The following is a 13402-nucleotide window of genomic DNA, read 5'->3' as shown; positions in this document are numbered from 1 at the left end:
ACCTTTGCTTGGTGACATGCAAAAGTATTTGGCTACGCTGGCGGTGCACGCGACATTTGTTTGCTAACATAACTGCGTGTCGCCTAGGGCTGTAGATAGAATCTTTCCGGTTTTAAAAAATCATTTATATAGAATATAGAAAAATTATATGAAAGTCTTATGTATTCATTTCAAAGGCGGTGTCGGTAAATCAACGACTGCCATTCACGTAGCTGGGATATTGCAGCAGCAGGGAAAAGTTCTTTTGGTTGACGGAGACCGACAAGTAAATAGTTATTGCTTTTTCAACTTTGGGGATCCTCCATCGACTGATGAAGTTGAGATGCTAAATAATGGCTCGGGCATAATTCCGTTGCACCCGCTAAGACAGATCACGAAGTTCGACCTAAGCAAACGTATATCAAAAATACTGAAGCTGGACTTTGATCATTTTGTGTTCGATACGACTCCTGATCCATTGACGGCAAACAGCATCATAAGCGAAGTGAGGCCTGATCTAATTCTCGTACCTGTTAAATACGATGACTTTGGTGGATTGGCCCAGTTGATTACTGTGCTGGAAACGATTCAGCGACTCTCAGCAATTGGGGTAACAGCTCGGGTCAAAGTAGTTCCGATTGGGATATCAGGTCAGAGTATAAGAGATTCTTTAGGTCAAGCTTTTGGTAGTGTCGAGATCACCGATGCTTTGCCGATTAATCCACAATTGTTTGGTAACGCAGTATTTGTTGATTATAAATTCGCCTGGAGTTACCCAACAAACGTCGATATTGGTAAAATATATACCGATATTGCTCTTGGGTAGACAGTTATGATCCAAAAGAATTTGATTAATGTAGAGTTGCCTGAAAATCCTGGGCCAAGGCGTCGAAACGATACTCGACCTTCCTTGGATGAGGACGATTATTACCTTAATATATCTGTGCAGTCACTAGTTGAGAAATATGCTGGGCGTAAGAAGGGGTATCCGATCAATGTCGAACTTCGCCAGATTGAACAGCTGAAGAAGATGCAGGCGATGTTCGGAGAAAATTTCGGATGGAATGAAATAATTTGTTTCGGATTTTATTCTGTCAAAAAACATCGACTCGGTCCTTTCAAGTCTAAGTTCGATATCGATGTGGAGAACTGTGAGCAATTATATGTAAAGCCTACCCGCAAAACCTTGTTCGCGATTGTGGCAGTGGGTCAACAGAACGCAGCGGAGCAGTTAATTGATATCGGCTTTCATTTTCTTCTAGAGAAGTTCAGCGAAAATGCATAGCTATCACATAAACAATATGGTAGACGGCGTCGTAGGTGGCACAAATGCTACAAAGCAAATAATTGGCCAGCGGCTTGCTTCACATCTCTCGTTCATCCCGGGACCTCGGGGCAAAGACGGGTCTGTTGACGGTGCGATAACTGATAGCAAAGATGTGTTAATCGCTCATTTTCAAAGCAAACTTTCAGCTGATTTAATAGGTGTTGATGAGGCAAAGATGCTTCACTCTGATTTGCTTCGTCTTAAGCCAAAGCTATGTATCTATATCGCTGGGATCGGCTATCAGGATAGCTTCGCTCGTCTTTTGCGTGGGCAGCCGGAATTGTCGTCTACAGATATTCATTTGCTTGATCTAAATGATGTGTTTTCGCAAACTGCAGCGTATCTTGCGGCTCTGGCTGTAATTCCTACGCATCAAGGTGGAACAATCAATTTTTCCCGTTTCTTGGTATAGCTATAGGTTTGCCGAAATGTCTGTTTGCTGTCGCTATTAAGCAAATCTTCGGCAACTTTACTCTAGACGGTATCGGATATTGTTTCATATTAAGAAGGCGAGGCTGGGTGAATACATAGGTACAATAACCTACTTGGTAAGGATTTTGACGTCTTTAGGTGCGCACCGCTAATTAAAGCCAGAGGAAAGAATTTTGAATAAGCAAGAGGACCAAGAGTTTACTAATTTCCTACGTAGCAAAGCTGCTGAGGCAAAGCGAGACCTTGGATTTCCGGCAACTGCGTTTCTCGGTATGTTAAGTGCCGACGGCGGTTATGCGACAGCGCGCAAGCTGTTGAGCAAAAAAACTCCATCAGATGGGTTCGCGGACCTTTGGAAACATGGCCGTCTGGACCTAACCGTAGAAGCGCTTGTCGTTGAAACGAAGTGGCGAGCCTATTTTGATGAGATCCTGATTTCAAGAGCAGAGATGCTACTGCATAAGTCGAACTATGCATTCAAGCCATATCAGCTCAACGCGAGTAATCCTCTCTCAGTGCACGCCAAACAGGAAGTACGGAGTGATGCCGTGAGCGGCATTGACGTTGTTTCCACGAAGAGCTTGCGGACGTTGCTTCAATCTACAAACCGCCGCTACTGGTGGGTCAACCAAAATCAGACGTACAAGACCGAGGTGCCGGGTGGGTTTCTATGGTCGCCAAAGACAAGAGCGGATGGCGTTCGAAATCAGTTTTATGACAACATGATGGATGTCAACATTGGCGATGTCGTCTTCTCGTTCTGCGATACACGCATCAAAGCAATTGGAGTGGCAATTGGCAAAGCTGAGACATCGACTAAGCCAGATTTCGGCGACGCGGGAGCGAGCTGGGCTAAGGACGGATGGCTTGTTCCTGTCGAGTTCAAAGAACTCCATTCGCAGATTCGCCCGAAGGATCATATTGAAGCGATTCGTGCCCATCTCCCTGCCAAATACTCACCGCTGCAAGAGTCGGGCGACGGACTACAGTCGGTGTATTTGGCAGCTGTTCCAGCGTCGATGGCGGACGTTCTGGCGACACTGATTGGAAAAGAATTCACCTTAACCTTAAAGGCGCTTCAAGGTGAGCTTGATGAGAGCGAGATTGCTGCAGATCAGCAAGAGGAAGCAATTCGGGGGCGAACAGACATTGGTGCTACCACTAAGACGCAACTTGTGAATGCGCGGCGGGGCCAAGGGGTGTTCAAAGCGAATGTCCGGCTCAATGAGAAAGGGTGTCGAATTACTGGCGTGACCGATCCGCTTCACTTACGCGCTAGCCACATTAAGCCATGGAAGGATAGTAGCGACGACGAGAAGTTGAACGGTTGTAACGGGCTACTGCTTGCTCCCCACATCGATCATCTCTTCGACAGGGGACTTATCTCGTTCTCTTCCGATGGTAGGTTGCTGATCTCAAAGCAACTCGATCAAATGATTTTAGCCAAATGGGGGATTCCGGAGGTGAAGTATGTAGGAACGTTTAATTCAGATCAAATCGAGTTCCTTCGATATCACGAGCAATCGGTATTCAAGCGTTGACCGTTGGCAACGGTGTCCGGGACGTGAAGGTTGTATTCCGCATTGTGGGATTTCTTCACATTTGCTGCTGGTAAGTCATTTCGATATTGGGTCTATGAATACACGAAAATCAGGTGTATAATTGTTGCACTGCATCAATATTGGATTGCCACCTTGCCCGTCGCTTACAGCTACATCCGCTTTTCCACTTCCGAGCAGCAGAAGGGGGACTCGCTTCGAAGGCAGACCGAGCTATCAGAACGGTACGCTTCGGCGCACGGCTTGACGCTTGACACATCTCTCCACCTTCACGACTTGGGTCTTTCGGCGTTTGATCGTTCAAACATCGATCGTGGCGCACTTGGTGGGTTTCTCGAAGCAGTAAAGCGTGGCCGGATTGCCCATGGGTCCTTCTTGTTGGTCGAATCGCTTGACCGTTTGTCCCGTGACAAAGTGCTGGCCGCGCTTGAGATTTTCATCTAGATTTTGCGCCAAGGCGTTACGGTTGTCACGCTGGCCGACAACATGGTGTACAGCGCAGAATCGGTCGGGAACAACTTTTCCAGCTTGATCATCTCGATCACAATCATGGCGCGCGCTCACGAAGAGTCGGCGATGAAGAGTCGTCGCGTGTCTGCTGCATGGGAAGCCAAGCGTGCCCGAATCGATGAGAAAAAATTGACAGCTCGATGTCCAGCTTGGATGGAACTTAGTCCGAACAAGACCGAGTTCATACTCATCCCTGAGCGTGTCGAGCTGGTCATGGAAATCATCGACATGGTCAAGTCAGGGATGGGGCAGGCGCTTATTGCCAAGCGGTTGAATGAACGTTCGCTGCCACCGGTTTCTTCGCATGGGAAGGGCTGGTATCCGTCGTACATTAACAAAATCATCACCAATACAGCACTGTACGGCGAGTTTCAGCCTCAGCTTTGGAACAGTGGGAAGCTCGCACCCCATGGTGCGCCTGTACCTGACTACTACCCTGCATTGATCACGAAAGAAGAATTTTTCTACCTACAGAATCTTCGGAAGGAGCGGCTTTTTAGTGGCGCAAGGGCAAGGAAAGGAACAGAGGTACCGAACTTGTTAAGTGGGCTAATCAAGTGCGGCTATTGCGGGAGTACGATGATTTTGGCTGGCGGCTCGGCGCAGCGAACAAGGTCCGCAGATGGCAATAATGTAACGAGGCCGGGTAAGAAGGTCTTGGTGTGTGATGGCGCTCGCCGTGGGCTAGGATGCTTCGCGGTCCAATGGCCCTATAAAGATTTCGAGAGCAGTTTCCTGACGTTCTGCCGGACCATACAGTTGAAGGAAATATTGTTTGACGTGGACGCTGTAGAGGGAGAGCAAGATCGGCAACTTTCGCTGGTCGGACGACTCCAATCTGTTGAGTCCGCCATCAATGAAGCGAGTACTCGGCTCGCACGTCTGATGGATGCGCTTGAACTCGGCGACGCGCCAGCGGCGGTGATTAAGCGCATTCGTGAACTGGAGCACGAAGTTGGAATAATGAACAGCTCGAAGACGCAGCTTGAGGATGAGCTTCTTACGGTCCAGCTATCAGCGAAGCGTCGTACGGATGAAGTTGAAACAGTTCGCGCCACGCTTGAGAAGCTCGACGGACTCAGTGGCGATACACTGTTCATGGTCCGGGCAAAGATCTCCGAGCACATCCGGCATTTGATCGAGATAGTTCGTGTCTTCCCAGCAGGGACACTTACGTCACCAGAGGAGATCGAGGCTTTGCGTGCCGGGTTAGTGGAGAGTGGATTCTCTGCGGCGCGAGTCGAGGCCTACATCAGCGAACACATGCGTACAGAACCTAAACGTACAGGGCGAGGCGTTCGCGGTCGCTACGTCACCCGGAAGGATACAGGACGCTACTTTACGATCAAGGCAAAGAACGGGGGCTTCCGTGTCGTGCATCCGAATTTTGATGATCCGACGCAGGTCACGGTTGAACTTGGGATACGAGGCGGATGAAAGCCCCCAAGTGGTACAGACATGCCAGCGGCCGAGCCTGGTCACGACTCAAACTTGGCCACCCAGCTTCCGCCTCCGTCTTGTGTACCAGCATCAAGGCATGACCAGGAACGCCCATGGGATCACGGTCGTCAAAGTAGAGTAAGGCAAGGTCAGGCCGAACGGAAATCCGACCTAAGCGGCTGACGACCCGGTCCAGCAGGTCTTACTGAGTATCGTGCAAATTCGGCAAGGTAGTCAGCGTACTATTTGCGACCGACGACGGCCACAAAATATTGCAGATCGGATTCGTTTCACGTAAGTGCTTCACCATTTGCAGACCGGACGTGTTGCGAATCAAGAACTCAAATGCGTCTAGTGTCTGATCGTCGAAGATCGACGAAGCCACCACGATCAATGTTGGCTTGAAGGAAGACATCGACGCCACAAAGTCTTGCTCAACAGCCATGTCCCCACAGTCTTCGACGTTGCAGAAATCAATCCACATGTTCATCATTTCGGCGCGTGCATCCATCAGGTCAAGGTACTTGATCACGTCGAATTGAACCTCTGTGCCCTCGGTAGGAAGTTCGAGCCCGGCAATTTTGAACAAGAGCTCGTCCGACATGCGATACAGATCCGACGTCGTTCCGACCCAGATGACGTGCCCGCCGGCGCGTGCAAATTTTTCTGCGAGCGTAATGGCGAGCATGCCCTCGTCGATCGGTGACGTGCCATGGATCACATAGTCCTGGGCAGCCTCGAAATTCTGATGCGGGCTGTCGAGCGAATCTCCGCTCAGGCATACTGTCTTTGGAAGCCAGTTCGACAGCCATCCGTTAGCATATGTGCAAATATTCGGGGTCTCTGCCTGTGCAGTCGATTGGGTCAGGTTAGGTTTGGGGTCGCTAGCCACCGGACTGATATATGTATTGTTCAAGTGTGTTCTCGTTTCGCCGCCAGAGGGCAAAAGTTGTTCTGGCTGTAGCTATTTATGTGCAGAGGTAAGAGCGGGTCAAAGGAAGGCTTCTGCTAGTCCGTGGGGACAACTCGATGGGTCTGTGTACTACTGACAGAGACGCCCGTTGTCTCCGACCAATAGGTGCGCTGGACGGCCGGCAGATCTGCCAGAGAATGCTCGATGTTTCCTGAAAGAAACTTGAATTTTTTGCTGAGCTATTGACGTCAGTAAACTGGCTCGGCTATTCTGTCCTAAGCGTTCAGTGCTTCAACCCAGCTACGCTGCCAGATTTTGCGGAAATATCCGCGCCTCGTGGGTAACACGGCCGTCAGAGAGCGGCACCATCACCTAGCATGATGGAAGGGGCAGGCTTGAAATTCTTTCATCCGGTATATCGGATGTTGGGGTTCGCCTGCAAATCTGTCAGAGTCAGTCTAACGGCACCTTTGCCGTTTTCTCTTTCCGTTATCGCAGGCGTTCTGCCTCCATCAATCCGCACGACCATCTTGATTCCGTTCGACTTTATTTCGTTCGGAGCCGAGCTGCGCATTGGGCGCCGAAAGAATTTCACATTTAAATTAACATTTATATTTGAAATTCAACATGAAGAAGAACCGTTCTGTGCCTCACCACTCCCTTTATATTCCTCCTAATCACTTTAACGCGAGCATTAGCAAATACTACAGTTCACTCCCAATTGACGCTCTATTTTGTGAGGATTGCTATGAGGGCCATCGCAAAATAAATACTGACTGGGGCACCTTCCTGGTATTGCTATCAGTTAATAATGGAGTTGATACAGATGACATTTTTCCGCACGGCTATTGTGCATGGCCTGAAATTACGTCGCGCAAGCGCACAAACAAGTCTTCGTTACTTGTGATTGATTTTCCGGAAAGATTTAATATAACTGAATTGGCTCCTCAGTTTGCCGATCTCGAACACGCGAGTTACACGGCGCTGGACCCGAGGTTCGAACGGGAAGTGTTTCGTATTGTCTTCCCGTTACTCAAGCCGATTTCAGTTAGGAAATTTTTGGAACTCGCGCCTTCGATTCAAAAATGGGCAAATGGAGATGGTAGACACCCGGAATCTTTTCCGTACAGCTATGATATTGGAAATTTTTGCACGCTCCCAAGCTACCATAAGGGCGATTCTGGGCTGCGTGTCGAATGCGTATCGCCAGGGTGGATAATGTGTGAATCGATGCTCGATGAGCTTAAGGACACTGGTTTTCTTACGTTGACCTAAAGTCCCATGACTCGCGCAGGTGGCTGAAAACACAAACAAAAATTTAAAGGCAAGAGCTATGCGGAAAGCGGCTGTCCATCCGCATAGCCCAAAGAAATCGTGCTAGATAAGATAGACCCGATTGAATCGTAAAATAGTGATCAATAAACAATCTTGCGAAAAAAACTAAAATAAAATGTCTACAAAATTACTTAAAGTTGCCGTAAACTGGCTGATCAGAGATAAAATCGAAAAGGGAGACCTTAAATTATTTGGAACTCTCACCCGAAAATGCGAAAACGTATCGGTGACATTGGCGGAATTAGCCTCCATTGTGAACGATGGCCACCCGTTCTGTGCACAACACCGAATTAGTCGTAAGGATGAGAACTTCATATGTTCAGATGTACTAGCGGTCGACATCGACGGTGGCATGAAGATGTCTGACGCCCTGAACAACGATTTTGTCAAGCAATACGGAGGTTTCGTTTATCGGACTCCATCACACACTGAATCGCACCACCGCTTTCGGATTGTATTCCAAACCGAGCGAACTATTACCGATCCGACCCAGATGACTGCTGCCTATCAAGGGCTGATTCGCAAGTTCGGTGGGGACAAGACTTGTAAGGACGCGTGTCGCGCGTTTTATGGGTCACAGGGTAGCGACCCGATTATGCTTGGCAACGTGTTGTCGAATGACCAGCTAGACCAGCTCATTAAACTTGGACACGATCCTGCATCTGTACCGGATAAAAGTAGCACAAACGGAAAGAAGAATTACCCGAATGTTGTGCGCCGTTCCGACGTGGACATTTCTCCTGATCATCCAGTGACACGGGCAAATGGTGTGACAGAAGCGTTCTGTTCGATACCATTTGAGGAGAGCGTACATGTTTAGTTTCGTGTGATCATGTTCCCCGACGCAGCATGGCCTTGTTCCGTGCAAAGGACGTGCTCGATGAGATAATTGCTGGCTTCCCGCATCGTTCGTCAGCCCCTCGCAGAACATCACCATATCGAGCATGAGTTCACGCATTCACCCGCAAGCCCGCACCACGCCAAAAATCCGTCAGGAGATCAAGGATTCCGGCCTGTCCGACCGTCAAGCGGCCAAGGTGTTCAATATCACTCGGGCCACCGCTGCCAAATGGCTCAAGCGGGACGATGTGCAAGACCGCTCGCATCGTGCTCACACCCTGCATACGACCCTGAGCGCAGCCCAGGAACTGGTCGTGCTGTCCCTGCGCCAGACGCTTTACTTACCGCTCGACGACCTGCTCTACATCACCCGGCAATACATCAATCCCGAGGTCTCTCGTTCAGGCATTGCGCGACTGCTCAAACGCGAAGGCATGGCACGACTGGAGGACGTGATCCCTCAAGCTGAAGGCGAAACGATCAAGGCCAAGAAGACCTTCAAGGACTATGAGCCAGGCTTCCTGCACGTCGATATCAAGTACCTGCCACAGATGCCTGACGAAACCTCACGCCGCTACCTGTTTGTTGCCATTGACCGCGCGACGCGCTGGGTTTTTCTGCATATTTACAACGATATGACTGAACGTAGTAGCGTCGATTTCCTGCGCCGTTTGAAGCTCGCATCGCCGATCAAGATCACCAAGATACTGACCGACAACGGCTCGCAATTTACCGACCGCTTCGCCACCAAAGACAAGAAGCCCAGCGGCAATCACGCCTTCGACAAGGCATGTGGCAGCATGGAAGTCGAGCATCGCCTGGCGCCTCCGCGCCACCCGCAAACTAACGGCATGGTGGAACGCTTCAATGGCAGGATCAGTGAGCTGATCGCGCAGACCCGCTTCGATAGCAGGGCCGATCTGGAGACCACATTGCACAATTACCTCAAGCTTTACAACCACCATATCCCGCAGCGAGCTATCGGCTCAACGACACCGATTCAGGCGCTCAAGGATTGGCAGAAACGCAAACCTGATCTATTCGTCAAACGCGTCTACGATCAGACGGGACTCGACACGTACACTGTCCGGTTCACATTGATCATAACCCGAGTGCATTCGTTGTTAGGAGCAAAGCAGGCAACAAGGGGGTGTATTGTCATGCTTGTGCCGCAACGTTTTGGATGAAATCGACCACAGCCCGCTCAGACTTCGACTTTTATCGCACTGAATCGCTTATTCGTCAGATGGAATACGAACAGGACCCCGGTAGCTATTACGACGAAGATAACGATGCTGTTGAATTAATTACGCAAGTACGCGCTGAGCGAACTGCCCATACGTTCAACCAAAAATTTCTGAAATCTGCGGACATTCCAATCGCTCAAGGAGTGACATTCTTATCTAGCGAAAAAGGATCGGGGAAATCAGAAATCCTTGCAGACAAGGTCGCAGAATTCCGTGCGATGGGATGTTCTGTGTTGTTGGTAGGACATCGTCAAACGCTTCTGCAAAGTATGGCTGCTCGGCTGGGGCTAACATGCTACTTCTACCTCAACAACGGCGAATACAAGAATAATCCGCCAACCTCCTATTATGCTATCTGTGTTGATAGCATGCATAAGCTATTGAGGCCTTTGCGCAACAAGTTTGACGTGGTAATTTTGGACGAGAGCGAACAAATTTTTGGACATCTAACTGGGAGCACATTACAGAACAAACGTCGTGTCTGCTATATGCAATTATTTCACTATCTTGCAGCTGCAAAATATGTTGTTGTCGCTGATGCTGATTTGGGGCCGATTACAGTTGAGGGCGTATATCAAGCTTGCGGTCCGGATAATCAATATCATTTTTACATGAATGATCATAAGGCTAGTAGGCACACGCAGAAGGACTTTTACTATTACCGTTCAGAATCTCATCTAACACAAGAAATGCTCAGCGCCATTGGATCAGGTGGACGCCACTACATTGCGACCAATTCGATTACGAAGGCGAACGAGTTACAGACTGCTATTCGACTTACACATGGCGATGCCCTTAACGTCATGTTGGTGACGTCAAAAACGTCATCTACTGCTGAAGTACAAGATTTTATCAAGTCCATTAAGACAGAAATCCTGAATTATGATGTTGTTATAGCCACGCCCACACTAGGAACTGGAATTGATATCACATTTCCTGACGCTGCACAGCACGTTGATACAGTATTTGGATTTTTCGTAAGTAGGGTAAATACGCACTTCGACATCGACCAGCAACTTGCTCGTGTGCGGAATCCGAAAGCGGTAAAGGTATGGATCGCGGGCGAGACCTTCACTTTCGAGACTGAGGCGGATGTCATACTGCGCGAGGCAGAGCTAAATGGCCTATTAAACGACGTTTTGATTGGCTATCGCAAAGACGGCGCACCGGCTCTGGACAGCACTTATCTTAATGTCTATGCCCAAGTAACAAGCATAGCCCGTGCCTCAAAAAATAATGTGCGACAGAATCTTTTAAAACTTCGTGAAAGGAATGGTTGGCATCTTGTTTACGTCGGCGTTGATGATCAGGATGCGGAGCTCGGCAAAGTCGTGAAAGGACTTGCTAAGGATGCGGTTGAGGAAAGGCGAATCGCAGATATATGTGGTTCAGTGCAGCTTTCAGCTGAAAGCTACGACATATTACGTGAAAACTCCTCACCCCTTACAAAAGCCGAAGACGATGCGGTGCAGCGATATGAAATCGAACATTTCTACGGTGAAAATGCCTCAGCAGATCTACTCGCTTTGGATAACAAGGGCAGCTATCGGCGACAGTTGAGCTTACTGGAGACCTATTTTTCGCCAACGTCCGAGTTGGCAACGAAGGATTTCCGCGATTCTGAGCTGGCAACAATTGTCACCGACAAGAAGAAGAGGACACTAAAACAATTAATGTTGAAAGCATTGCTAACACAGGCCGGTCTAGCCGATGAAGCGACTCCGCTCAAACTTGACGCCGTAATTACGTCCGACGATCTGGGCGGGTTTACGCAATTTTGCCAGAAAAATTCAGCCCGTCTTCAGGACCTCTTCGGCATGTCCGTGCGACAAGACGTGCAGAAAAAGCCAATGATGCAACTGGGAAATGTGCTTGGTCGAATGGGACTATCGCTGGCAGTGGTCAGGGAACAGAAGATCGCGAAGAGGAAGGTATATTTCTACGCTATCGACGTCGAAGGCTGGCAGACTGCCTCTCGGTACCTGGCACGCCGCAAGCAACGCTAAATCTCAGCGCCATTACTACTGGCTGCGTAGCGGATTGGCGGGCGGGGACAACACGTTATCCCTTCTATATACATCGGGCGAGCCGTGTTGTCACCCCTCAACGGGGAGCAACACGCTGTCCCCGCTTCTAACTGCTTAGCAGTTCAAAGCGGGGACAACACGCACTCTCTCTTCTCTACATATAGGAAGCGCCTGTTGTTCCCGCTGTCGCCTGTTCAAAACAGATCCGTACAGATTTGTTTAAGCCGGGCTGGATTGTTCTCTACGTACTTCGCAGTCATTGCGATGGAAGAGTGTCCCATCAGCGTAGACACCGCCTTGATGTCCACGCCCTTTTCGATCAGCGTCGTAGCGAATGTGCGCCTTCCGGAGTGGCTGGAAGCGCCGTGTAACTTCGCGTCGCGGTACATACGATGAAAGAGTTGTTGTAGGCTATTCGGTGAAAACGAACTGCCTTTCTGTGACCTGAACAGCGGCGCCTCTAAGTTGAACAGAATACCTTCACGGTTCTTCCGCTCGCTGATGAACTCTTGAAGTGCGTTGACAACTTTGGGGTTCGCCAAGTACGCATGTCGCTGCTTGCTTCCCTTTGTCATCCCCGCTGTGAGGTTGATTTCGTCCAGAAGGCCGCCGTCGACGCCAAGCACATGCTTAATTCGTAACGCGGCCATCTCCTTCGCACGCAGGCCGAGGCCGAATGAACAGTAGAGCAGGGCGACATTGCGCTTGGCGTGCGCCTTCTTCTTTACCAAATTGATGACGCGAGACAGCTCGCGCTCGCTTAGCACCTTAGCTTGACCTTCCCGCATCAGATCGCCTTAAAATGGTTAATTATTGCTTGGTTGCAATAATTTCTAACCATTCTATCCAGCCTTGTCGCGCTCGTACATCGGAAGAGTGGCACATGGGGCCACATTGTTTACTAATTGCATTTAGTAAACATTTGTATGCAGACCCTTCCTAAACTGATGGCCTAGAGTTTCGACGACCTCATCCGTTTTCTGGGCCGACCTTAGACCTTGGAACTCGTAAGCTTGAGGGCTGTCAATGCTGACTTCATTTGTTCGAAGATACGGGTCTCGAGTTTGAATGCTGTGCCTTGAAAGTTTTTCCTGACGGGCTCGCTGCGGCTCAGTGCAACATTTTGCTTCATTTGCGCAGCGGTCAAGCTTCGGGCAAAGCACTCGATGATCCGAATTTCTACATAGTGGAGCCGCGTCGTCCCATAGGTAGCGCAGTTGCAGTTCTCTGCCCGAGTAGGGGAGGGTGACGACAAGACTTCTGCTTCCGAAAAAATCCCTTGCTTCTCAGCGCTGAGGGAACGGGGACAGTAGAAAAGAATTCGATCGCCCGGCGCCGCCGTGTGAGGGAGGCACCACCAAGATTCGGCACCTTCCGTCTGCGAGAGGTGTGACCGTGACACTACGCCCAACCAGTTGCTATGGCTCATACCTACCTTCGTATCCATGTGGGCTGACATTGTATGCGACGCAAGTCCGAGTCAGCAACCTTACAGGGAGGGCGCGAGTTCATTGTGGTATCAAAAGCCGTGGAAGGTCTGGGCACAGCCGTTCCATGTATTCGGAAGGTACTACTGCTAGTTGGGCGGCGTGATCTCAGCCCTATGCCAAATATTCGCCGGCTTCAATGGTGACGATGTGAAAGTTACAACATGCCCGGAGAACAGATTCTCTTGTATTTTTTATGCGCGGGTTGTAGACTAGCTTCTGTCCAGATTCTCTTGTATGTTTCGTGGGCTGAATGTGGGTGTCTTCGTGTTGGAGATGAGCAGTGCTAGCTCCAATCTTGCGCAC

General features: G+C 49.6%; 12 protein-coding genes and 1 pseudogene. 10 read left to right on the top strand and 3 right to left on the bottom strand.

Going from position 1 to position 13402, the window contains the following annotated elements:
• Positions 1-148 precede the first annotated feature (148 nt).
• The 6 genes from DIR46_RS01645 to DIR46_RS01625 all read left to right on the top strand — a co-directional run bounded on the left by DIR46_RS01645 (position 149) and on the right by DIR46_RS01625 (position 5244).
• Positions 149-805, top strand: coding sequence for a ParA family protein (locus DIR46_RS01645; RefSeq protein ID WP_109343685.1), 657 nt, complete (start codon positions 149-151; stop codon positions 803-805).
• A 6-nt stretch (positions 806-811) separates the two neighbouring features.
• The gene (locus tag DIR46_RS01640; RefSeq protein ID WP_162819369.1) at positions 812-1264 is read left to right on the top strand and encodes a hypothetical protein; all 453 of its coding nucleotides are present in this window, start codon (positions 812-814) and stop codon (positions 1262-1264) included.
• Positions 1257-1718 carry a hypothetical protein gene (locus tag DIR46_RS26310; protein ID WP_162819368.1) on the top strand — a complete coding sequence of 154 codons (462 nt, stop codon included), beginning with the start codon at positions 1257-1259 and terminating at the stop codon, positions 1716-1718. The genes DIR46_RS01640 and DIR46_RS26310 overlap by 8 nt, the downstream gene beginning before the upstream one ends.
• A gap of 193 nt (positions 1719-1911) precedes the next feature.
• Positions 1912-3279 (top strand): HNH endonuclease, encoded by a 1368-nt coding sequence (locus DIR46_RS01635; RefSeq protein ID WP_205289059.1) that lies wholly within the window; start codon positions 1912-1914, stop codon positions 3277-3279.
• A gap of 30 nt (positions 3280-3309) precedes the next feature.
• Entirely contained in the window at positions 3310-3741 is a 432-nt protein-coding gene (locus tag DIR46_RS01630; protein ID WP_109343683.1) for a recombinase family protein, read from the top strand.
• Positions 3742-3744: 3 nt separating this feature from the next.
• The gene (locus tag DIR46_RS01625; protein WP_109343682.1) at positions 3745-5244 is read left to right on the top strand and encodes a recombinase family protein; all 1500 of its coding nucleotides are present in this window, start codon (positions 3745-3747) and stop codon (positions 5242-5244) included.
• Between the two features lie 205 nt (positions 5245-5449).
• Here the strand turns inward: DIR46_RS01625 and DIR46_RS01620 are convergent, their stop codons facing one another.
• Positions 5450-6163, bottom strand: coding sequence for a hypothetical protein (locus tag DIR46_RS01620; protein ID WP_162819367.1), 714 nt, complete (start codon positions 6161-6163; stop codon positions 5450-5452).
• A 624-nt stretch (positions 6164-6787) separates the two neighbouring features.
• Between DIR46_RS01620 and DIR46_RS26305 the strand changes: the two genes are divergently transcribed.
• The 4 genes and pseudogenes from DIR46_RS26305 (at position 6788) to DIR46_RS01610 (ending at position 11588) form a co-directional block, all read left to right on the top strand.
• Positions 6788-7435: a hypothetical protein gene (locus DIR46_RS26305; protein ID WP_162819366.1), complete on the top strand. Its 648-nt coding sequence runs from the start codon at positions 6788-6790 to the stop codon at positions 7433-7435.
• 175 nt (positions 7436-7610) lie between these two features.
• Positions 7611-8315, top strand: a complete 705-nt coding sequence (locus DIR46_RS26300) for a hypothetical protein (RefSeq protein WP_162819365.1) — start codon at positions 7611-7613, stop codon at positions 8313-8315.
• Between the two features lie 124 nt (positions 8316-8439).
• Positions 8440-9411 (top strand): annotated as a pseudogene (locus DIR46_RS01615) (IS481 family transposase); the annotation flags it as partial.
• A 107-nt stretch (positions 9412-9518) separates the two neighbouring features.
• Entirely contained in the window at positions 9519-11588 is a 2070-nt protein-coding gene (locus DIR46_RS01610) for a plasmid replication protein, CyRepA1 family (RefSeq protein WP_109343680.1), read from the top strand.
• Between the two features lie 215 nt (positions 11589-11803).
• Here DIR46_RS01610 and DIR46_RS01605 read toward each other — a convergent pair whose 3' ends face one another.
• Together DIR46_RS01605 and DIR46_RS27845 are read right to left on the bottom strand one after the other, a co-directional pair.
• Positions 11804-12397: a tyrosine-type recombinase/integrase gene (locus DIR46_RS01605; RefSeq protein WP_205289058.1), complete on the bottom strand. Its 594-nt coding sequence runs from the start codon at positions 12395-12397 to the stop codon at positions 11804-11806.
• A gap of 203 nt (positions 12398-12600) precedes the next feature.
• Positions 12601-13038, bottom strand: a complete 438-nt coding sequence (locus DIR46_RS27845) for an EVE domain-containing protein (protein ID WP_162819364.1) — start codon at positions 13036-13038, stop codon at positions 12601-12603.
• Positions 13039-13402: the final 364 nt, after the last annotated feature.

Origin of the sequence: Massilia oculi (genome assembly GCF_003143515.1) — a bacterium.
Classification (GTDB): Bacteria; Pseudomonadota; Gammaproteobacteria; order Burkholderiales; family Burkholderiaceae_D; genus Telluria; species Telluria oculi.
Note: the sequence above shows the minus strand (reverse complement) of the source record. Positions and strands in the feature narration are given on the sequence as shown.